The sequence below is a fragment of the Microbacterium sp. 4NA327F11 genome (genome assembly GCF_005503465.1).
GTDB lineage: Bacteria > Actinomycetota > Actinomycetes > Actinomycetales > Microbacteriaceae > Microbacterium > Microbacterium ginsengisoli.
This window is the reverse complement of record NZ_SCOB01000009.1, coordinates 112,666-132,786: the sequence shown is the minus strand read 5'-3', so window position 1 is coordinate 132,786 and position 20,121 is coordinate 112,666. Positions and strand designations below refer to the sequence as shown.

Sequence of the window (20,121 nt, the reverse complement as noted above, 5' to 3'; positions counted from 1 at the left end):
GCGATCAGCTCACCACCGAGACCGTCGAACTCGAGGAGCGCTGGCTCGAGCTCGGCGAAGCGGTGGGCTGAGAACGACCGGCGTCGATCACCGCGCAGCCCACTCACCCCTCGTGCACCGCTTACTTGATGTTGTTCGCCGCGAGGAACGCCTTCGCGATGTCGGCCGGCGACTGCTTGTCGACCGTGCTCTGAACGTTGAGGGCGACGAGCTTCTCGGGCGTGAGCGCGGCGCTCACCTGGTTGATGACGTCGGCGACGTCGCTCTCGATGCTCTTGGCGACGACCGGCACCACGTTCGACGCGAGGAAGAGCGCCTTCGGGTCCTTCAGCACGACCAGGTTGTCGGTCTGGATGCTCGGGTCGGCCGTGTACACGTTGGCGACGTTGACGGTACCGGCGACGAGGTCCTGCACGGTGGTGTCACCGGTCGCCGAGAACGCGACGGTCACGCCGTAGGTGGACTTCAGACCGGTCGGGCCGTAAGGACGCTCGGCGAGCTCGGGCGGTCCGCCGAGGGTGAGCGGCTCGGTGACCTTCGAGAGGTCGGCGATGGTGGTGAGCCCGTACTTGTCGGCGAACGCCTTCGTGACCGTGTAGGAGTCCTGATCGGTCGCGGTCGACTGGTTCAGCACCGTGAGGTTCGACGGCAGGGCGGTCTGCAGGGCGGCGTAGACGTCGTCGGCCGACCGGGCGGTGGTGTTCGCGTCGAAGTACTGCAGCAGGTTGCCGGAGTACTCGGGGAACAGGGTGATCGCGCCGCTCTTGAGCTGCGGGATGTAGGCGTCGCGCTGGCCGATGTTGAACTGGCGGGTGACCGTCTTGCCGGCGCCTTCGAGGGCCTGGGCGTAGATCTCGGCGATGATCTCGTTCGAGTAGTAGGCCTGCGATCCGATGACGATCGAGCCTCCCGCGCTCGTCGCGGTGGGGCCGGCGATCGAGCTGCTGGAGCCGCAGGCGCTCAGGGCGAGTGCGGCGACAGCGGCGATGGCGGCGGCGCCGATGACGCGTGCCGTGCGTGCTGTAGACATGGTGTCCTCTCTGGGTGCGTGAACCGAGGTTCGGGGCGATTCTTGGGGGTGGAGGGGGATGGAGCAAGACGGTGTGACGTCACGTGACGGCGAGAGCGGATGCCGCGGCGCGCCGTTCTCGGCGCGAGGTGCCGTGCTGACGCACGCCGCGCGGCACCGAGGCCCACTGGGCGAGGGCGAGGATCGCGTCGAGGACGAGCGCCAACACGGCGACGAGGATGGCCCCGCCGAGCACGACGTCGTACTGGCGGAGGTTCAGCGCGGTGATAATCGGCAGCCCGAGTCCGCCGAGGTTGACATAGGCGGCGATCGTCACCGTCGCGACGACCTGCAGCACGGCCGAGCGCAGTCCTCCCAGCAGCAGCGGCAGCCCGAGCGGAACCTCGACCTTCCAGAGGATCTGCCATTCGGTCATGCCGACCGCGCGCGCCGCGTCGATCGTGCGGCGGTCGATCGCCTCGAAGCCGGTGTAGGCGCCGGCGAGCAGCGGCGGGATGCCGAGCAGCACGAAGGTGATCACCGCGGCCTCGGGCTTGTGCAGCACGCCGAGCAGCAGCACGAGGAAGATCAGTAGTCCGAAGGACGGGATGGCGCGGGCGGCGCCCGAGATGGCCACGGCGACCTCGCGACCGCGGCCGGTGTGCCCGATGAGCCAGCCGAGCGGCACCGCGATCAGCGCCGCGATGAGCACCGAGAGGAACGTGTAGTACAACTGCTGCGCGAACAGGATGGGCAGCGCGTCCGTTCCGGTCAGTCGATCGGGCGAGAAGATCCAGGCGAGGGCCCCGGTGAACAGGTCCATCAGGCGACCTCTGCCCCAGCGAGCACCCGGCGGGTACGTGCGCGGACGGTGCGGGAGCGTCGAGCCCAGGGCATGAGCAGGCGTCCGCCGAGCACCAGCAGCGCGTCGATCAGCAGCGCGATGACCATCACCGCGACGACACCCGAGAGCACCTCTTCGGTGATGCGGCGCTGCAGGCCGTTGGTGAACAGGTAGCCGAGGTTCTCGACGCCGACGAGGATGCCGACGGTGGCGAGCGCGATCGTGGAGACGGACGTCACCCGCAGCCCGGCGAGGATCACCGGGCCGGCGAGCGGCAGGTCGACAGTGAAGAAGCGACGCGCACCGCCGTAGCCGAGCGCGACCGCCGCCTGCCGCACGGACGGGTCGACCGACTGCAAGCCGTCGACCACCGAGCGCACGAGGATCGCGACGGCGTAGATCGTGAGCGCCACGATGAGGTTCGTCTCGCTCAGCGCGGAGTATCCGAACACAGACGGCAGAATGATCAGCAGCGCGAGCGAGGGGATCGTGTAGAGCAGCCCGGTCACGGTGATCAGCCAGCCGCGCAGCAGGCGGTAGCGCCACGCCGCCCAGCCGAGCGGGATGGCGATCACGAGTCCGAGCACGATGGCGATCAGGCTCTGGCGCAGGTGCGAGACCGCGAGCCCCGCGATGAGGCCGAGGTTGTCGCCGACCCAGATCACGACGACGCGCCCTCGGTCGCGAGGATGCCCTGGGTGCGGCCGTCGGCGTCGACGACGGCCGTTCCGCCGCCCGCGGTCGGTCGCAGCGACAGCGCACGCTTACCCCGGTCAGCTCCGATGAACGATCGCACGAAGTCGTCGGCGGGCGCCTCGATGATCTCGTCGGGCGTGCCGACCTGGGCGATCGCGGCACCCTTAGCGAGGATGACGACCTGGTCGCCGAGCAGGAACGCCTCGTCGATGTCGTGGGTGACGAACACGATCGTCTTGCCGATGTCGCGCTGCAGACGCAGGAGTTCCTGTTGCAGCTCGGCACGAACGATGGGGTCGACGGCACCGAAGGGCTCGTCCATCAGGAGGATGTTCGGATCCGCCGCGAGTCCTCGCGCGACGCCCACGCGCTGCTGCTGACCGCCCGAGAGCTGGTTCGGATACCGCGCGGCGAGCGCGCGATCGAGCCCGACCGTGTCCATCAGTTCGAGCGCCCGCGCCCGCGCGGCACGGCGGGTGGCACCGGTGAGCCGCGGAACCGTGGCGATGTTGTCGACGACGCTGAGGTGCGGCAGCAGCCCCGCGTTCTGCATGACGTAGCCGATGCTGCGGCGCAGGGCCACGGCCGACCGATCGGCGATGTTCTCTCCATCGATCTCGATGCGCCCGGCGGTGGGCTCGACCATGCGGTTGATCATGCGCAGCAGGGTGGTCTTGCCGCAGCCCGAGGAGCCCACGAACACGGTGGTGGACCGTGCGGGAAGCTGCAGGGAGAAGTCGGCGACGGCGCGGGTGCCGTCGGGGAAGGTCTTGGATACGGCCGAGAATTCGATCATCGGTCGTCCTCTCAGTCGGTGATCTCGATCTCTTTCCAGAACGCGACATAGCCGGAGAAGTCGGCGCCGACCTTCTCGATCGCGGTGGGGTAGGGCTCGGGGTAGCTCCATGCCCGGTCGGTGAGCTCATGCCCGTCGACGGTCACGGTGAAGTACTGGCACGCGCCCTTCCAGGGGCACGTGTACGGCGTCGGGCTGGTGGTGAGTACACCCTCACGCACCGCCGCCGGCGGGAAGTACCAGTTGCCTTCGATACGGATCAGATCGGCCTCATCGGCCTCGGCGATCACGGTGTCGCCCAGTCGCGCCTGCATTGCGTCCTCCGTTCGGGGCGGCCGCCAGCCGCTCGCATCGCGGGCGGCGATCACCGCTCACGCACACGCTATTCGCAGCGGCGGACATTTCGGACGGGATTGTGACGCCGGATGTCGTGCGCTATGCCCGCATCAGTACCAGAAGCTCAGCCTGGGCGCCTGCGGCGCGGCGAACAGAGCGGATGCCGCGGCCACCCCGTCACCCGTGACCCGTCCCGCCGCAGCGAGGGTCGCGAGACGCACCCCTCCCAGGTAGGCGGCCGACAGTTCGGCGATGCCGAGGCGGAGGGACGGGGCATCCGTCGTCTCGTCGGCGTGGCGCACCGAACCGACGCCGCGCTCGTCCACATCGAGCAGCACACGGCCGGCGGCGAACCCGAGCGGGTCGGCGATCTCGATCACCACGCGCCCGGCGCCGCTGTAGCGACGGGCCTCGAGGGCGGCGACGACATCGAGGATGCGCACGTAGTGGTGATCGCGCACCGTGCGCTGTGCGGCACGCTGGTCGGCGATCATCCAGAGCAGCGGCTCGTCGAGCGAGAGCTCGGGCGCCTCGATCCAGCCGATCAGATCCATCTCGAGGAAGAAGCGCCAGAGACCCGCGTAGGACTCGTCGTCGAGCGCGAGGAGGTACACGAGCTCGAGGGTCGATCGGGCGAAGTCGTCGTGCGACTCCGTCACGCTGTAGAGCGCCACGCCGGTCACCTCCCCCGCCACCGTCGTGTAGACGACAGTGCGCAGCTCTTCGCCCTTCTCCGAGTCAGGACGCGTGCGCAGGAAGCGGTCCCAGTGCCCGGCCGGCATCGTGATCTCGCCCGGCCGGGCGAGGCGCACGCGGTCGTACAGCGGCTCGATCAGGGCGCGTGCGTCGACTCTCGGCACGAAGTCCACGCGTCCCGGCGAGACCGGACCGATCCATCCGGCGCGCTTCGCCTCGATCCGCCAGTGCGCAGCCTCTGCGGCGGGGGCGAAGCCGTACCGGCCGTAGAGCGTCGACTCGCTCACGGTGAGGGTCGCAACCGGCACGCCGGCGGATGCCGCGGCCCGCAACTCGCCCTCCATCATCGCCCGCGCGAGACCCCGCCGTCGATGGGTGGGGGCGACGGTGACGGAGCTGATGGCGGCCGTGTCGATGAGCGCCGGCCCGGGGACGGTGAGCTCGGCGAGCCACGACGCGAACGTCGCGACCGGGGTGCCGGGCACCGGGGCGGAGTCGTCGTAGACGCCCAACCGGCGACGCGACCGCAGCCCGTCGAACGCGGCCTGGCGCTGCACCTCGGAGCGCTCGGTGCCGAGGAATCCTCGGGAGACGGCCTCGATCCAGCCGTCCGAGGCGGCACGGTCCTCGTCCGTGACGAGGTCGGCGCGCAGCCCCAGGTCGCCGAGCCGGCGCGCCTGACGCTCATCGAGCGGGGCCGCCAGGAAGGCGGCGACGGCGGTGTCGTTCATGATCTCCTCCAGCGGCGCGGTGCGCCCGATCAGTCGTCGTGGATGACGCGTGCCCCCGGCACAGGGCCGTGCACGTGGTGCGCGACGTGCCCTGCGGCCGAGAGCCCGATCTGCAGGTCGATGGCGGCTTCGGGGCCCGCCGCGAGGAACGCGACCGTGGGACCCGAACCCGAGACGATCCCTTCGAGGGCACCGGCGGCGCGACCCGTCTCGAGCAGGTCGGCGAGGTCGGGTCGCAGCGCGAGCGCGGCCTGCTGCAGATCATTGCGAAGGCTCGCGGCGAGCATGTGCGCATCGCCCGCGCGCAGCGCATGCAGAACGGCGTCATCGACCATCGGCCGACGCGCGGGCACGATGTCGAGCGAGGCGTCGTCGCGGTGCGCGTCGAGGGCGGCGAAAACGGCCGGAGTCGACAGGCCGTCCTCGCTCGTGACGATCACCCAGTCGAAACGCCCGCGCGCCAGGGCAGGACTCAGGTCGTCGCCGCGCCCCAGCCCGATCGCCGTGCCGCCGGTGAGCGCGAACGGCACGTCGGCACCGAGTTCCGCCGCCAGCTCCCGCAGCCGGATCGGTGAGATGCCGGTTCCCCACAGCGCGTCGCACGCGACGAGGGCGGCTGCGGCATCCGCGGATCCTCCGCCCATCCCACCTGCGACGGGCACACCCTTGACGATGCGCAGGTGCACGCCCGCGTCGATGCCCGCCTCGTCCGCGACCAGCTGCGCGGCGCGCACGGCGAGGTTGCGGGCGTCGAGTGGGACACCCGCGACATCCACCGATCCGGTGACCTCGATCGTCAGGTCGTCCGACGCCGAGGCCCACACGTCCTCGTACGCGGAGACGGCCTGGTACGCCGAGGCGACGTCGTGGTACCCGTCGGCGCCAAGCGCGCCGACCTCGAAGAAGAGGTTGATCTTGCCCGGGGCGCGCACGTGCACGGTCGGGGCGGGGAGGATCACAGCTTCGATGATTCCGCCCACAGGTTGACGTCGATGACATCCGACAGCGCGTCGATGCGCTCGAGCTCGTCGGTGTCGAAGGCCGGTCCGGTGAGGGCGGCCAGATTCTCGTCGAGCTGCTCGATGCTGGAGGCCCCCATGAGCGCCGAGCACACGGTGGGCTCGCGCAGCACCCACTGGATCGCCATCTGCGCGAGCGTCTGACCGCGCTCCTTCGCGATCGTGTTCAGTGATCGCAGCGACGCGATCGCCTGGTGCGACAGCGCCCGGTCGGGCAGGCTGTCGCGCGGCTGCGAGCGCTTGGCCTTGCCGTCGCCGAGGTACTTGCCGGTCAGGAGCCCCTGGGCGAGCGGCGTGAAGGCGATAGCCGACATGCCCTCTTCGGCGAGGACGCCCGTCAGACCGTCCTCGATCCACCGGTTGAGGATCGAGTAGGCGGGCTGATGGATGATCAGCGGCGTGCCGAGGCTGCGGGCCACCGCCGCGGCGACCGCGGTGCGCTCCGCGGAGTACGACGAGATGCCCACGTAGAGCGCCTTGCCCTGACGCACGAGCGTGTCGAGCGCGCCGATGGTCTCCTCGACGGGAGTGTCGGGATCGACCCGGTGGGAGTAGAAGATGTCGACGTAGTCGAGCCCGAGCCTCGTCAGCGACTGCTCGGCGCTCGCGAGGATGTACTTGCGGCTGCCGAGGTCGCCGTGCGGCCCGGGCCACATGTCCCACCCCGCCTTGGACGACACGACCAGCTCGTCCCGGTAGGGCTTGAAGTCCTCGCGCAGCATGCGTCCGAAGTTGGTCTCCGCGGCGCCGTAGGGAGGACCGTAGTTGTTGGCCAGGTCGAAGTGGATGATGCCGTGGTCGAAGGCGTGCCGGAGGATGCCGCGCTGCGTGTCGAAGGCGACGTTGTCGCCGAAGTTCCACCACAGGCCGAGCGAGATCGGCGGGAGGTAGAGACCGGATGTCCCGACCTGACGGTATTCGGTGAGGTCGTACCGATCCGGGGCCGCCGTGTAGGGCCGGTGGATGTCGGGGACGGAGGGTCGGATACGCGGCTCTGTGCTCACCCGCCCAGGCTAGCCGCCGCGCGGGCGATGCGCAGGTAGTCCTCGACGGTGAGGTCCTCACCGCGGGCGGTGGGGGCGACATCCGCGCTCTCGAGCAGCGCACTGGCCGCCGCGGACGACCCGCCGAGCACCCCGGAGAGCGCCTGCCGCAGCATCTTGCGGCGCTGTTGGAAGGCCGCGTCGACGATGCGGAACGTCGTCTGCCGCTCGGCCTCGGTGCCTCGCGCCGCGTGCGCGCGGGCGAATCCCACGAGCACGCTGTCGACATTGGGCACGGGCCAGAACACCATGCGCGACACCGTGCCGACCAGGCGCCAGTCGCCGTACCACGACGCCTTGACGCTGGGGGCGCCGTAGACCTTGGAACCCGGCCCCGCGGCGAGCCGCTCGCCGACTTCGGCCTGCACCATCACGACGCCGCGGTCGAGACGCGGGAAGGTCTCCATGAAGTGCAGCAGCACGGGCACGGACACGTTGTACGGCAGATTCGCGACGAGCACCGTCGGCTCCCCCGGCAGTGAGGTGATCGTGAGCGCGTCGGCGTCGACCACGGTGAGGGCACCGTCCTCGACACCGTGGTCGGCGGCGGTCTGCGGAAGTCGCGCGGCGAGGCGGTGGTCGATCTCGACCGCGGTCACCCGGGCGCCGGTCTCCAGGATCGCGAGCGTCAGCGACCCGAGCCCCGGGCCGACTTCGACGACGCGGTCGTCGGCCGTAACGGATGCCGCGGCCACGATCTTGCGCACGGTGCCGGGGTCGTGCACGAAGTTCTGGCCGAGCTTCTTCGTCGGGGTGACGTCGAGCTCGGCGGCGAGGGCGCGGATCTCGGCCGCGCCGAGCAGATGCACGGTCACCCCCTCACCCTAACGAGGCGCGGCGTCAACCCCCGACCCGCCTCTCCGGGCGCCACTAGGGTGGTGCGGTGAGCACTGGAACGATCCCCGCCGACGCCTTCTCTCTGCGCAGCCCCTTCGGGCGACGGGCGGTGGGGCTGTCGGTCGCGGCGGCCGTCGGAGGTTTCCTGTTCGGCTTCGACTCGTCGGTCATCAACGGCGCGGTCGACTCGATCGGCGGGCACTTCTCCCTCGGCTCGGCACTGACGGGCTTCGTCGTCGCGGTGGCGCTCCTCGGGTGCGCCGTCGGCGCGATGATCGCCGGCTCGCTCTCCGATCGCTGGGGGCGCCTGCGCGTCATGCTGCTCGGCGCCGGCCTGTTCTTCGTCTCCTCGATCGGCGCGGGCCTCACCTTCAGCGTTCCCGACCTGATCCTGTGGCGCGTGGTGAGCGGCCTCGGCATCGGCATCGCCTCTGTCGTCGCGCCGGCCTATATCGCCGAGATCGCACCGCGTCAGATCCGCGGATCGCTGGCGTCGCTGCAGCAGCTCGCGATCACGCTCGGCATCTTCGGGGCACTGCTGTCCGACGCGCTGCTCGCGACGTGGGCCGATGGCGCCGCGAACACGCTCTGGCTCGGCCTGGAGGCCTGGCGCTGGATGTTCATCGTCGGGGTGATCCCCTCGGCGGTCTACGGGATCCTGGCTCTCACCCTCCCCGAGTCCCCGCGCTTCCTTCTCGCCGCCGGCCGCACCGACGAGGCGCGCGCGATCTTCGCCCGCCTCGTGCCGCCGGCCGACCTGGAGCAGACCCTGCGCGAGCTGACGAACGCGATCAGCGCGGACCGCACCACCAAGAAGGCGTCGCTGCGCGGACACGTGCTCGGACTTCAGCCGATCGTCTGGGTGGGCATCATCCTGTCGGTGTTCCAGCAGTTCGTCGGCATCAACGTGATCTTTTACTACTCGACGACGCTGTGGCGCGCGGTCGGGTTCACCGAGGGTGACTCGCTGGTCATCAGCGTCATCACCTCGGTCACGAACGTCGTCGTCACCCTGGTCGCGATCTTCCTCGTCGACCGGGTGGGCCGAAAGCCCATCCTGCTGGTCGGCTCCGTGCTGATGACCCTGTCGCTGGGCATCATGGCGCTCGCGTTCACCTTCTCGGTCACGGTGAACGGCGAGGTGTCCCTCCCGGGCGCCTGGGGCCCGATCGCGCTCGTCGCCGCGAATGTGTTCGTCATCGGGTTCGGCGCGTCGTGGGGTCCGCTCGTGTGGGTGCTGCTGGGCGAGATCTTCCCGAGCCGCATCCGCGGTCGCGCGCTCGGCGTCGCGGCCGCGGCGCAGTGGATCGCGAACTTCGTCATCACGGTCTCGTTCCCCTCGATGTCGGCGTGGTCGCTGCCGCTCACCTACGGTATGTACGCCGTGTTCGCGGCCCTCTCCTTCGTCTACGTGCTGCTGAAGGTGCCGGAGACCAAGGGCATGGAGCTCGAGAAGACCGAGACGCTGTTCGTGGCGGCACCGAAGAGGTGACGGATGCCGCGGCCCGGTGCCGTCCGGGTCGCGGTCACGCCCGCACGAAGCGCGGCTGGCGCGGTGGGCGCCGAGGGTCCGGGGGCGCGGCGAGCGTGCCGTCGGGCGCGATGTGGTCGAGCATCGCCGCGACCACCGCGACGATGTGCGGATCGTCGACCCGATAGAGCTGCCGGCGTCCCTGCCGGCGCGCGCTGACCACACCGGCGGCGCGCAGCTTCGCGAGCTGCTGGCTCGTCGCGGGGATCGTCGCCCCGGTGCGCTCAGCGAGGGTCGTGACATCCGATTCGTCGTCCGAGAGCAGCCACACCAGGTGCAGGCGGCCCGGAACCGACAGGAGGTCGAACGTGTCGGCGGCGGCGGCGAGCTGCGCGACCGAGGGTGCGCCCGAGTCATCCGTCGTCCGGTCGCTCATGCGTCTCCTCACGTTCACCGTTCATTTGCGCAATTGATTGACTATTGCGTATGGTATCCGAGGCCCGGATGCCGCGGGCGACGCGACGAGCGCGAGGAGGTGAGGGACATGAGTTCTCCCAGTGACAGTCCCCGACTCCCCTCCGCCACGCGCACCCTCGGCTGACCCGCCTCGCGGGAGGCCCGGAGCGCGCCCATCCGCAAGGAGCGCGCCATGTCGACGCCCACCACCTTCGCCGGCCACACCACGGTCGGCGCCCGCTCCGGCACCCGTCTCGCCGCCGACGCCGTCGTGCTCGTCGGCTTCGCCGCAGTGCTGTGGCTGCTCATCCACCTCTCGCAGGGGATCGCCGCGCCGTTCGACCCGTCTCGCGACATCGACGCCGTCTCCACCGACCCGTCACAGCTGCCCTACGACGCCGCCCGGTCGCTGCTGCGCATGTTCATCGCGCTCGCGGCATCCGTGGTGTTCACCTTCGTCTACGCGACCGCCGCCGCGCGGTCGCGGCGCGGCGAGAAGGTGCTGATCCCGATCCTCGACATCCTGCAGTCGGTGCCGGTGCTCGCGTTCCTGTCGGTGACGCTCACCGTCTGGCTCGTCATCTTCCCGAACTCCGAGCTCGGCGTCGAGTGCGCCTCGATCTTCGCGATCTTCACGAGCCAGGCGTGGAACATGACGTTCGCGTTCTACAACTCGCTCACCACGCAGCCGCGCGATCTCGACGAGGCGGCGCGCCTGCTGCGGTTGACCCGCTGGCAGCGCTTCTGGAAGCTCGACGTGCCCAGCGGCATGATCCCGCTCGTCTGGAACGGCATGATGAGCTTCGGCGGGGGCTGGTTCTTCCTCGTCGCGAGCGAGGTCATCTCTGTCAACAACCACACGTATGCCCTACCCGGCATCGGATCGTACGTCGCGAGCGCGACGGCCGAGGAGAACATCCCGGCGATCCTGTGGGCCATCGCCGTCATGATCGTCATGGTCGTCGGGGTGAACACGCTGTTCTGGCGGCCGCTGACCGCGTGGGCGGAGCGTTTCCGCATGGGCGACACGTCGAGCCAGGTGCCGCAGCGCAGTGTCGTGCTCGACGTGCTGCGCCACTCCGGGGTGCCCCGCCTGATCGGCCGCGCGCTCGCACCGCTCGGGCGCGGCCTCGACCGGGCCATGGCGGTCTTCGGCGTCGCCGACGTGCCGCTGCGCGTCGACCCGCGCCGGCGGCGCATCGGCGACCTCGCATTCGCCGTGGTCGTCGCCGTCGCCCTCACGTGGGGCACCGTGCAGGTCATCATCTTCGTGCAGTCGAGCGTCGGCCTGTGGGAGTTCGCGGATGCCGCGGGCCTCGGGCTCGTGACCTTCGGGCGCGTGCTCGTGCTGCTCGTGTTCGGCACCATCATCTGGGTGCCGGTGGGCGTGTGGATCGGGATGAACCCGCGGGTGACGCGCTTCGCTCAGCCCGTCGTGCAGGTGCTCGCGAGCTTCCCGGCGAACTTCCTCTTCCCGTTCGTCACGCTGGCACTCATCCACACCGGCATCTCGCTCAACATCGGCGGAATCCTGCTGATGGCGCTCGGCGCGCAGTGGTACATCCTCTTCAACGTCATCGCCGGCGCCTCGGCGATCCCGGCGGACCTGCGGGACGCCGCGACATCCCTGCGCCTGTCGCGCTGGCAGCGCTGGACGCGCCTCATCCTGCCGGCCATCTTCGCGTCGTGGGTGACGGGCGGCATCACCGCGGCCGGCGGCGCCTGGAACGCGTCGATCGTCTCGGAGGTCGTGACCTACGGGTCGACGACCCTCACCGCCGTCGGCCTCGGCGCGTACATCGCGAACGCCACCGCCACCGGCGACAGCCCCCGCGTGTACGTCGGGGTGATCGTGATGAGCCTGTTCGTCGTCGGCCTCAACCGGCTGTTCTGGCGGCGGATGTACCGGCTCGCCGAACGTCGTTTCTCCCTCACCTGACCCACCCGCCCACTCCGCGAAGGAGGTGCCCCATGGCACAGAACACCGCATCCGTCCGCGACACCGCGATCGTCGAGGTCGACGACGTCACGACAGCCTTCCCCTCGAGCGACGGCGGCACCCTCACGGTGCTCGACGAGGTGTCGCTGACCCTCCGAGAAGGCGAGATCGTGGCACTCCTCGGGAAGTCCGGGTCGGGGAAGTCCACCCTCCTGCGCACGGTCGCCGGTCTCATCGCCCCCACCAGCGGCGAGGTGCGCTACCGCGGCCGGCCGATCAACGGTGCGAACCCGGGCGTCGGGATGGTGTTCCAGTCGTTCGCGCTCATGCCGTGGCTGACGGTGCAGGGAAACGTCGAGCTGGGACTGGCCGCCCGCTCGGTGTCGGCCGCGGAGCGCCGTCAGCGCGCCCTCGACGCGATCGACCTGATCGGTCTCGACGGCTTCGAGTCGGCGTACCCGCGCGAGCTCTCCGGCGGCATGCGCCAGCGCGTGGGGATCGCGCGCGCCCTGGTGCTGCGCCCGGACGCGCTGCTCATGGACGAGCCCTTCTCGGCTCTCGACGTGCTCACCGCCGAGAACCTGCGCAACGAGGTGATGTCGCTGTGGGCGCAGCCCGACTTCCCGACGAAGTCGGTCTGCATCGTGACCCACAACATCGAGGAGGCGGTGCTCATGGCCGACCGCGTCCTCGTCCTCGGCTCGAACCCCGGGCACGTGCGCGCCGAGGTCGAGGTGCCGCTCCCCCGCCCGCGCGACCGGCGGCATCCGCTCTTCGCCCAGACCGTCGATCGGCTCTATGCCCTGCTGACCGGCACCGGCACCGGTGCTCCCGGCACGGCGGCCGCGCCTGTCGCCGCCACTCCGCTCAGCGCGCCGCTGCCCGACGTGTCCGTGGGCGGGCTCGCCGGCCTCGTCGAGATCGTGCACTCGCACAACGGCCAGACCGACCTGCCCGACCTCGCCGACGAGCTGTCCTTCGAGGTCGACGACCTCCTTCCCCTCGTCGACGCGGCCGCCCTGCTCGGGTTCATCGAGGTCGACGGGGCGCAGCTCTTCCTCACCGAGGACGGTCGCGCCTGGGGACGCGCGGACATCCAGGAGTCGAAGAAGCTGTTCGCACGCCTCAGCGCGGCCCACGCCCCGCTCGTGCGCACGATCCTCAAAGCGCTCGAGAACAGCGACGACGGCGCCCTGCGCGACGACTTCTTCCTCGACCTGCTGCGACGCGGCTTCTCGGGGGCGGACGCGCGGGTGCAGCTGGACATCGCGATCCAGTGGGGTCGCTACGCGGAGCTCTTCGACTACGACGCCGACTCGGGCGAGCTCGTGCTCGGCGAGGTCGCCGCCGCGTTCGGGGTGTGACCCCGACCGAGCGGCGCACCGCTGTTGCGGAGCCCGTTCAGAACTCGCCGTAGACGGCGAGCGTGTTCGCCGCGAGCTGTGCGCACAGCTCGTCGAGGTCGGTCTCGAGCGTCTCGGCCATGAACCGCACGGTCAGCGGCACGAGGTACGGGGCGTTCGGGCGACCGCGGTAGGGCGCGGGCGTGAGGAACGGGGCATCCGTCTCTACCAGGATGCGATCGCGCGGCGCCACGCGGAGGGCGTCGCGCAGGTTCTCGGCGTTCTTGAACGTGACGTTGCCCGCGAAGCTCAGCCAGTAGCCGCGGTCGCTCGCGACCCGCGCCATGTCGGCATCGCCGGAGAAGCAGTGGAACACGGTCTTCTCCGGGGCGCCCACGCGGTCGAGGGTGTCGAAGACGGCCTGGTGCGCGTCGCGGTCGTGGATCTGCATGGCGATGCTGTGCCGCTTCGCGATCGCGATGTGCGCCTCGAAGCTCTCGACCTGGGCCGCGATGCCGTCCTCGCCGGTGCGGAAGAAGTCGAGTCCGGTCTCGCCGACCGCGCGTACCCGGGGCTGGGCGGCGAGGGTGTCGATGACCTCGATCGCCTCAGCAAGGCGTCCGGCGGCGGCGTACTCGGGCGCCTCGTTCGGGTGCAGGGCGACGGCGGCGAGCACCCGGCGGTCCTGCTCAGCAGCCCACGCACACCACTGCGACGACTCGATGTCGCCGCCCACCTGCACGACGCCGGCGATGCCGACGGCCTCGGCCCGGTCGAGCTGCTCGGCGAGCGTCAGCGGGGAGTCGCCGTCGGCGATCTCGAGGTGCGTGTGGTTGTCGTAGACGGCGACGGCGAGGGGTTCCGGCGCGTCGGGATAGCGCAGGTCCTTGCGCCCGTCGGCCGTGCGCTCGCGCACGTACTGGCTGGGATCGCTCGGAACCTGCGCGCTCACGCGGTCTCGACCCGCGGGAAGAGAGGAGACAGCCCGTTGACCGATGTGCCGGGACGAAGGATGCCCCAGCTCCCCGCCGCGCGCAGCGGCTGGTCGACCAGGCGCCCCAGGCTCTCCGCGGCGCCGAGTGCGATCCAGAGCTTCTCTGTCGCGATCGGGGTGACCGGGCTCAGCAGCACGGCGAGGGCCCGCAGCCCCTCGGCCGCCGTGTAGAGCACGGTGCCGAGCCGCTCGCGGTCGCCGTCCTCCTTGGCGAGCACCCAGGGCTCGTTCTCGGTGATGTAGCCGTTGAGGGCGTCGACGATGGTCCAGATGGCGGCGATCGCTTCATCGATGCGGAACCGCTCGATGGCCGCATCGGCGTTCGCCGCGGCATCCGCCACGATCTTCTGGATCGCGAGATCGCCCTCCGCATACGCGGCCGGCGGCGGCACGATGCCCTCGACGTAGCGCTCGATCATCGCGATCGTGCGGGAGGCGAGGTTGCCGAAACCGTTGGCGAGCTCGGCCTGGTAGCGGGCGGAGAGGTCCTCCCACGAGAACGAGCCGTCCTGGCCGAACGCGATCGCCGACAGGAAGTAGAAGCGGTACGCGTCGGAGCCGAACGTGTCGGTGATCTCGGTCGGCGCGATGCCGGTGAGCTTCGACTTCGACATCTTCTCGCCGCCGACGAGCAGCCAGCCGTGCGCGAACACGCCGCGCGGAACCTCGAGACCCGCCGCGAGCAGCATCGCCGGCCAGATGACCGCGTGGAAGCGCAGGATGTCCTTACCGACCACGTGGAACGCCGGCCACCGGCGCTCGAACTGGGTCTCGTCGGCGCCGTAGCCGACGGCGGTCGCGTAGTTCAGCAGCGCGTCGACCCACACGTAGATGACGTGGGTGTCGTCCCACGGCACCTTGATGCCCCAGTCGAACGCGGAGCGCGAGATCGACAGGTCCTTCAGGCCCGAGCGCACGAAGGAGATGACCTCGTTGCGCGCCGACTCGGGACGGATGAAGTCGGGGTTGTCCTTGTAGAGCTTCAGCAGGGGCTCGGTGAACTCGCTGAGCTTGAAGAAGTAGTTCTTCTCCTGCAGCAGCTCGAGTGGCTTGGAGTGGATCGCGCAGACCTTCAGACCCTCGAACGGACCGGTGCCGTCGACGATCTCGCTCTCGGGCTTGAACTCCTCGCAGCCCACGCAGTACAGCGCCTCGTACTCGCCGGCGTAGATGTAGCCGCGGTCGTAGATGGCCTGCACGAAACGCTTGACGCCCTCCTCATGCCGCTCCTGGGTGGTGCGGATGAAGTCGTCGTTCGAAACGTCCAGGGTCGTCAGCAGCGGGAACCACGCCTCGCCGACCAGCTTGTCGACCCACTCCTGCGGGGTGACGCCGTTGGCGGCCGCGGCGCGCAGCATCTTCTGCCCGTGCTCGTCGGTGCCCGTCAGCATCCAGGTGTCATCGCCCGCCTGGCGGTGCCAGCGGGCAAGGGTGTCCACCGCGACGGTCGTGTACCCGTGGCCGATGTGCGGCACATCGCTCGGGTAATAGATCGGCGTCGTGATGTAGAAGGAGGAACCGGACGTCACCCATAGATTCTAGAAGGGCCGGATGCCCCTCCTCGCCGTTGTGACGGCCTCTTCAGCCGCGGCGCGCGAGGGCCGCTTGGTACAGGTCGCGGGAGGCGAGTCCCGTCTCGGCGGCGACGGCGGTCGCGGCATCCTTCAATCGGGTTCCCGCCCGGTCGAGCTCGACCACCCGCGCGACGGCGTCGTCGAGGGAGACGGAGACCGGCACCGCACCCGCGACCACCACGACGCACTCCCCGCGCACGCCCGCCTCCGCCCAGGCGGAGAGCTCGGCGAGGCCGCCGCGTACGACCTCCTCGTGCAGCTTCGTGAGCTCGCGGCACACGGCCGCGCGGCGGTCTCCGCCGAACGCCGCGCCCATGTCGGCGAGCGTCGCAGCCAGGCGGGTCGGCGCCTCGAAGAACACCATCGTGCGGCGCTCGCCGGCGAGCGCGCCGAACGCCGACGCCCGCTCCCCGCTCTTTCGCGGCACGAAGCCTTCGAAGGTGAACCGATCGGTCGGGAGGCCGGCGAGCGCGAGGGCGGTGACGACGGCGGACGGACCGGGGATGACGGTGAGCTCGACGCCCTGTGCGACGGCCTCGGCGACCACGGCGTAGCCCGGGTCACTGACTGTCGGCATACCCGCGTCGCTGAGCAGCACGACCTCTCGGGTCGCGGCGAGCGCCGCGACCTCGGCGGCCTTCTGCTTCTCGTTGTGGTCGTGCACCGCGATCAGCCGCGGGCGGTTCTCGATGCCGAGGCCGGCGAGCAGGCGCTGGGCGGTGCGGGTGTCCTCTGCGCAGATGACCTCGGCGGCCTCGAGCACTTCTCGCAGCCGCGACGACGCGTCGCCGAGGTTGCCGATCGGAGTCGCCGCGAGCTTCAACACCGCCCCAGCATAGGCTGGTGCCCGTGAGCCGCACCGCGCCGCCCCTCCTCGAGAACGCACCCCTCTCCCGCTACGACCGGTGGGCGATGCGCGTGCGCGCCGATGCCGCCCTGCAGCGTCGGATCTCGTGGCTGGCGCCGCTGCTGGTGACCCTCCTCGCGGCCGTGCTGCGCTTCTGGAACCTGCAGAACCCGCACGCGATCGTCTTCGACGAGACCTACTACGTCAAGGACGCATGGAGCCAGTGGAACCTGGGCTACCCCGCCAACTGGCCCGCCAACGCGAACGGCGCGTTCGAGCAGGGCGTGACCGACGACTACGAGACGTCCGGCAGCTTCGTCGTGCATCCTCCGCTCGGCAAGTGGATCATCGGACTCGGCATGTGGATCTTCGGCCCGGCGTCGTCGTTCGGCTGGCGATTCTCGGTCGCGCTGCTCGGCACGGCCACCGTGCTGCTGGTCTACCTCGTCACGAAGGCGCTCACCCGGTCGGTGGCCGCGGCCACGATCGCGTCGCTGCTGATGGCGATCGACGGGCTCGCGATCGTGATGAGCCGGGTGGCGCTCCTCGACGGCATCCTCACGTTCTTCGTGATCCTCGCGTTCTGGTTCGTCCTCCTCGACCGCGCGTGGTGCGATCGCCGGTTGGGCGCCCGGGACCCCGACCGGCCGAGCGCGTGGGGCCGGCTGCTGTGGAACCGCCCGTGGCTGCTCGCGGCCGGTGCCGCAGCGGGCGCGGCGACGGCCGTGAAGTGGTCGGGGCTGTACGTCATCGCCGCGCTCGGTGTCTACGTGGTCATCTCCGACGCGGTCGCCCGGTGGCGTCTCGGCATCCGGATGTGGCACCTCGACGCCGTGCGGCAGGGGCTCTGGTCTGCGGTGCTGATGCTGCCTGTCGCCCTCGTCGTCTACGTCGTCTCGTGGACGGGGTGGCTCGTGACCGCCGGCGGCTACGACCGGCAGTACTCGGGCGCGCCGCCTGCGGGGCTCGCCGCGCTCCTGCCGCAGCCGCTGCAGAACCTGTGGGTGTACCACGGCGCGATGTACGGCTTCAACGTGAACCTGCACACCCCGCACAGCTATCAGAGCCCGGCCTGGGAGTGGCCGCTGCTCATCCGCCCCACCTCGATGTACTGGGAGCAGGGGGCGAACGGCGTGCAGGCGATCTCGAGCATCCCGAACCCGCTTATCTGGTGGGCGGGAATCGCCGCCGCGATCTATCTGCTGGTGCGGTTCGTTCGGAGACCGGATGCGGCGGCGGGCTTCGTGCTCGTCGGGATCATCGCGACGTATGTGCCGTGGCTGCTCTACCCCGACCGCACGATCTTCCAGTTCTACACGATCGTGATGCTGCCCTTCCTCGTCATCGCGGTCGCCCTGGCCGCGCGCGACATCGCGGGCGGTTCGGATGCCTCTCCCGCCCGGCGACGCTCGGGGCAGGGCGTGGTCCTCGTCTTCCTCGGGGTCGCCGTCGTGCTGTCGGCTTTCTGGTACCCGGTGTGGACGGCCATGCCGGTGCCCTACGACTTCTGGCGCCTGCACAACTGGATGCAGAGCTGGATCTGACCCAGCACGGATGAACCCGCGGGGCTCGACGCGGGTGGATCGGATGCCGCGGCGCGACCGTCAGGCGACGGCGCCGTCGGCCGCGTCGTCTTCGCGGAGCGAGAGCACCTCGTCAGCACCGTTCTCCACGGCGACGGGGATGGCGACAGGGCGCCCGCCCGTGAACGCGTCGTGCTCGCGCGCCAGAACGGCCTCGATCTCGGTGCGGGACCTCGCCGGGTGGCGGGCGAGGAGCCGATCGACGCTGCCCGCGTAGGAGGTGAGCTCGTAACCGTCCACGACGAACGGCAGCTCGGAATCGGGGGTCACGCTGTCATCCTCCCAGCCCGCCTGTCGCGGGTCGAATGTCCGTCGGGTAGGAAACTGGATTGGCTACACGACTCGTGAACGACCCGCGGGCCGCGTTCTCAGCGTCGGGCGCCCGCGTGGGCTCCGGGCTGCACCTGATCGACCGCGGCCTGCAGGCGGGCGAGCGTGTCGAGCACCACGAGGGTGTCGTCGGGGCTGAGGTCGATGACCGCGTCGAGCATGCGGTCGTGCATGTCACCGAGGGTGCGACGCACCTCGTCGTCGCTCTCCGCGGTCGGCACGACGTAGATGCTGCGGCGATCACTCTCATGGCGTTCCCGCCGCACATGGTTCGAGCGCTCGAGTCGGTCGATGATCGCGGTGACTGCGGCGGTCGAGGTGCCGAGGTAGCGGGACAGCTCACCGGGCGAGACCGAACGGCCCTCCTGCTGGGCCTTGAGCAGGTAGCGCAGCACGAGCAGGTCGTTCTCGCCCATCGACATCGCCTCGCGCGTGCGACGACGCATGGCAACCTCGGCGGCGCGGTAGAGACGGAACGCCTGCAGCAGGTGGACGGCTCGCGCGCGACGCGCGTCCTCCGTGTCGGCGTACCAGTACCCGCTGTCGTCGAACTCGGTGGTGGGCATGCTCCGATGATAGAGGCGAGGGATGCGTCTCACCCGGCGACGCGCATCTCGCGTGGCGCGTCGTCGTGGGGCGCCAGCTGGTTCATGGTGCGCAGGTGCTTGCGCTCGAGGTACGACGCCGCCTCGGCCTCCGGCATCACCGTCAGAGTGCCGGTCGAGTCCTCGCTCTCGCCCATCGCCTGGATCCAGAGCCGGTTGAGCGAGGGCATCCTGCTGCCGGCCGCGATGAACTGCAGCGGGATGGCCGGCGACACCCAGAGATTGCGCCGAGATCCGAGGCCGGGTTCATCCACCGGCATGCTCACCATGAACGATTCCCCACGTCTCAGACGGGTGGCGACGGCGAGTCGCAGGTGCTCGAGGGTGCGGTCGTCGACCTGGATGCCGCCCCCGTTGCCGTAGAACATGGTGCCCATGAGTCATCCCTTCGTTCGCTCCCTGAGTATCTCACTAGATTAGCTAAATCAGCAAACCATCGCGGGTAGACTGCCCCGCGAGGAGGCGGCGACGTGAGCGCGTACACGACGGACCCCGAGCGACTGCTGCGCTCGCTCGCGGGTATGCAGCGCGCACTCGGCGACGCGGAGCGTGACGTGCGGCGGCGCCTCGGGCTCGGCGGACGCGACCTCGATCTCGTGCGGCTGCTGCTCGACGCGGAGGAGGCGCGGCACGCTGTCACCCCGAGCGAGGTGGCCCGCACCCTCGACGCATCGAGCGCGGCAGCGACGGCCATCATCGACCGGCTCGAGAACACCGGGCTGCTCCGCCGCGCGGCGCACCCGAGCGACCGGCGCAGCATCGTGCTGGAACCCACCATCCCCGCCGACTCCCCGGTGCGAAAGGTGCTGCGGGCCGCGCACGAGCACCAGCTCGAGGCCGCGGCCAGCCTCTCGGACGTCGAGCGCGACGCCCTCGCCCGCGCACTCGACGGCTTCGTCGCTGCACTGAACGAAGGCGCGGTCGACGACGACGACCCCGCCGGCGGCGGGCGTCCCCGCCGGTAGGATGTGA

21 protein-coding genes are annotated in these 20,121 nt (G+C 70.2%); 5 read left to right on the top strand and 16 right to left on the bottom strand.

The window, feature by feature from the left end:
- Window positions 1-121 precede the first annotated feature (121 nt).
- The 9 genes from FFS51_RS08065 to rsmA form a co-directional block, all read right to left on the bottom strand.
- Window positions 122-1,030, bottom strand: coding sequence for an ABC transporter substrate-binding protein (locus FFS51_RS08065; RefSeq protein ID WP_045248649.1), 909 nt, complete (start codon window positions 1,028-1,030; stop codon window positions 122-124).
- Between the two features lie 79 nt (window positions 1,031-1,109).
- Window positions 1,110-1,832: an ABC transporter permease gene (locus tag FFS51_RS08060; protein WP_137878026.1), complete on the bottom strand. Its 723-nt coding sequence runs from the start codon at window positions 1,830-1,832 to the stop codon at window positions 1,110-1,112.
- Complete coding sequence (locus tag FFS51_RS08055) at window positions 1,832-2,518, bottom strand: ABC transporter permease (RefSeq protein WP_056210130.1); 687 nt, start codon at window positions 2,516-2,518, stop codon at window positions 1,832-1,834. The genes FFS51_RS08060 and FFS51_RS08055 overlap by 1 nt, the downstream gene beginning before the upstream one ends.
- Window positions 2,515-3,345 carry an ABC transporter ATP-binding protein gene (locus FFS51_RS08050; RefSeq protein ID WP_045248646.1) on the bottom strand — a complete coding sequence of 277 codons (831 nt, stop codon included), beginning with the start codon at window positions 3,343-3,345 and terminating at the stop codon, window positions 2,515-2,517. Before FFS51_RS08050 ends, FFS51_RS08055 begins: the two co-directional genes overlap by 4 nt.
- A gap of 11 nt (window positions 3,346-3,356) precedes the next feature.
- On the bottom strand, window positions 3,357-3,659 hold the full coding sequence (locus tag FFS51_RS08045; protein ID WP_137878025.1) for a DUF427 domain-containing protein: 303 nt from the start codon (window positions 3,657-3,659) through the stop codon (window positions 3,357-3,359).
- Between the two features lie 132 nt (window positions 3,660-3,791).
- Window positions 3,792-5,108, bottom strand: coding sequence for a GNAT family N-acetyltransferase (locus FFS51_RS08040; RefSeq protein WP_137878024.1), 1,317 nt, complete (start codon window positions 5,106-5,108; stop codon window positions 3,792-3,794).
- A gap of 29 nt (window positions 5,109-5,137) precedes the next feature.
- Window positions 5,138-6,076 carry a 4-(cytidine 5'-diphospho)-2-C-methyl-D-erythritol kinase gene (locus FFS51_RS08035; protein ID WP_045248726.1) on the bottom strand — a complete coding sequence of 313 codons (939 nt, stop codon included), beginning with the start codon at window positions 6,074-6,076 and terminating at the stop codon, window positions 5,138-5,140.
- Window positions 6,064-7,131 carry an aldo/keto reductase gene (locus tag FFS51_RS08030; protein ID WP_056210136.1) on the bottom strand — a complete coding sequence of 356 codons (1,068 nt, stop codon included), beginning with the start codon at window positions 7,129-7,131 and terminating at the stop codon, window positions 6,064-6,066. The genes FFS51_RS08035 and FFS51_RS08030 overlap by 13 nt, the downstream gene beginning before the upstream one ends.
- Complete coding sequence (gene rsmA / locus FFS51_RS08025) at window positions 7,128-7,985, bottom strand: 16S rRNA (adenine(1518)-N(6)/adenine(1519)-N(6))-dimethyltransferase RsmA (protein ID WP_045248643.1); 858 nt, start codon at window positions 7,983-7,985, stop codon at window positions 7,128-7,130. The genes FFS51_RS08030 and rsmA overlap by 4 nt, the downstream gene beginning before the upstream one ends.
- A 68-nt stretch (window positions 7,986-8,053) precedes the next feature.
- Here rsmA and FFS51_RS08020 point away from each other — a divergent pair, with 68 nt between their 5' ends.
- On the top strand, window positions 8,054-9,499 hold the full coding sequence (locus tag FFS51_RS08020) for a sugar porter family MFS transporter (RefSeq protein ID WP_137878023.1): 1,446 nt from the start codon (window positions 8,054-8,056) through the stop codon (window positions 9,497-9,499).
- A gap of 34 nt (window positions 9,500-9,533) precedes the next feature.
- Here FFS51_RS08020 and FFS51_RS08015 read toward each other — a convergent pair whose 3' ends face one another.
- Window positions 9,534-9,914, bottom strand: a complete 381-nt coding sequence (locus FFS51_RS08015; protein WP_137878022.1) for an ArsR/SmtB family transcription factor — start codon at window positions 9,912-9,914, stop codon at window positions 9,534-9,536.
- 213 nt (window positions 9,915-10,127) lie between these two features.
- On the opposite strand from FFS51_RS08015, the gene FFS51_RS08010 reads away from it, so the two are divergent.
- Together FFS51_RS08010 and FFS51_RS08005 are read left to right on the top strand one after the other, a co-directional pair.
- A complete protein-coding gene (locus tag FFS51_RS08010) occupies window positions 10,128-11,873 on the top strand; it encodes an ABC transporter permease (protein WP_137878021.1) in 1,746 nt (581 codons plus the stop codon).
- Between the two features lie 32 nt (window positions 11,874-11,905).
- Entirely contained in the window at window positions 11,906-13,237 is a 1,332-nt protein-coding gene (locus FFS51_RS08005; protein WP_137878020.1) for an ABC transporter ATP-binding protein, read from the top strand.
- Between the two features lie 37 nt (window positions 13,238-13,274).
- Here the strand turns inward: FFS51_RS08005 and FFS51_RS08000 are convergent, their stop codons facing one another.
- Genes FFS51_RS08000 through rsmI form a run of 3 tightly spaced genes read right to left on the bottom strand, consistent with a single transcriptional unit; the run spans window position 13,275 to window position 16,610 of the window.
- Complete coding sequence (locus FFS51_RS08000) at window positions 13,275-14,168, bottom strand: TatD family hydrolase (RefSeq protein ID WP_137878019.1); 894 nt, start codon at window positions 14,166-14,168, stop codon at window positions 13,275-13,277.
- Window positions 14,165-15,739 carry a methionine--tRNA ligase gene (metG, locus tag FFS51_RS07995; RefSeq protein ID WP_056210147.1) on the bottom strand — a complete coding sequence of 525 codons (1,575 nt, stop codon included), beginning with the start codon at window positions 15,737-15,739 and terminating at the stop codon, window positions 14,165-14,167. The genes FFS51_RS08000 and metG overlap by 4 nt, the downstream gene beginning before the upstream one ends.
- Window positions 15,740-15,791: 52 nt before the next feature.
- Window positions 15,792-16,610, bottom strand: a complete 819-nt coding sequence (rsmI, locus tag FFS51_RS07990; protein WP_137878018.1) for a 16S rRNA (cytidine(1402)-2'-O)-methyltransferase — start codon at window positions 16,608-16,610, stop codon at window positions 15,792-15,794.
- A gap of 23 nt (window positions 16,611-16,633) precedes the next feature.
- On the opposite strand from rsmI, the gene FFS51_RS07985 reads away from it, so the two are divergent.
- Entirely contained in the window at window positions 16,634-18,175 is a 1,542-nt protein-coding gene (locus FFS51_RS07985) for a dolichyl-phosphate-mannose--protein mannosyltransferase (RefSeq protein WP_249352687.1), read from the top strand.
- 60 nt (window positions 18,176-18,235) lie between these two features.
- On the opposite strand, the gene FFS51_RS07980 is transcribed toward FFS51_RS07985, so the two are convergent.
- From FFS51_RS07980 to FFS51_RS07970, 3 genes are all read right to left on the bottom strand, one after another.
- Window positions 18,236-18,484 carry a three-helix bundle dimerization domain-containing protein gene (locus FFS51_RS07980; protein WP_056210151.1) on the bottom strand — a complete coding sequence of 83 codons (249 nt, stop codon included), beginning with the start codon at window positions 18,482-18,484 and terminating at the stop codon, window positions 18,236-18,238.
- 98 nt (window positions 18,485-18,582) lie between these two features.
- Window positions 18,583-19,110 (bottom strand): MarR family winged helix-turn-helix transcriptional regulator, encoded by a 528-nt coding sequence (locus tag FFS51_RS07975; protein WP_045248636.1) that lies wholly within the window; start codon window positions 19,108-19,110, stop codon window positions 18,583-18,585.
- 29 nt (window positions 19,111-19,139) lie between these two features.
- The gene (locus tag FFS51_RS07970) at window positions 19,140-19,526 is read right to left on the bottom strand and encodes a DUF7882 family protein (protein ID WP_048808811.1); all 387 of its coding nucleotides are present in this window, start codon (window positions 19,524-19,526) and stop codon (window positions 19,140-19,142) included.
- Window positions 19,527-19,619: 93 nt separating this feature from the next.
- Here FFS51_RS07970 and FFS51_RS07965 point away from each other — a divergent pair, with 93 nt between their 5' ends.
- A complete protein-coding gene (locus FFS51_RS07965) occupies window positions 19,620-20,114 on the top strand; it encodes a MarR family transcriptional regulator (protein WP_137878017.1) in 495 nt (164 codons plus the stop codon).
- The last annotated feature ends 7 nt before the right edge of the window (window positions 20,115-20,121 follow it).

Bases quoted from the DNA above. Each gene is read 5' to 3' on its own strand.
- FFS51_RS08065 (WP_045248649.1), bottom strand. From the start codon at position 1,030: ATGTCTACAGCACGCACGGCACGCGTCATCGGCGCCGCCGCCATCGCC.
- FFS51_RS08060 (WP_137878026.1), bottom strand. From the start codon at position 1,832: ATGGACCTGTTCACCGGGGCCCTCGCCTGGATCTTCTCGCCCGATCGA.
- FFS51_RS08050 (WP_045248646.1), bottom strand. From the start codon at position 3,345: ATGATCGAATTCTCGGCCGTATCCAAGACCTTCCCCGACGGCACCCGC.
- FFS51_RS08045 (WP_137878025.1), bottom strand. From the start codon at position 3,659: ATGCAGGCGCGACTGGGCGACACCGTGATCGCCGAGGCCGATGAGGCC.
- FFS51_RS08040 (WP_137878024.1), bottom strand. From the start codon at position 5,108: ATGAACGACACCGCCGTCGCCGCCTTCCTGGCGGCCCCGCTCGATGAG.
- FFS51_RS08015 (WP_137878022.1), bottom strand. From the start codon at position 9,914: ATGAGCGACCGGACGACGGATGACTCGGGCGCACCCTCGGTCGCGCAG.
- FFS51_RS08010 (WP_137878021.1), top strand. From the start codon at position 10,128: ATGTCGACGCCCACCACCTTCGCCGGCCACACCACGGTCGGCGCCCGC.
- FFS51_RS08005 (WP_137878020.1), top strand. From the start codon at position 11,906: ATGGCACAGAACACCGCATCCGTCCGCGACACCGCGATCGTCGAGGTC.
- FFS51_RS07975 (WP_045248636.1), bottom strand. From the start codon at position 19,110: ATGCCCACCACCGAGTTCGACGACAGCGGGTACTGGTACGCCGACACG.
- FFS51_RS07970 (WP_048808811.1), bottom strand. From the start codon at position 19,526: ATGGGCACCATGTTCTACGGCAACGGGGGCGGCATCCAGGTCGACGAC.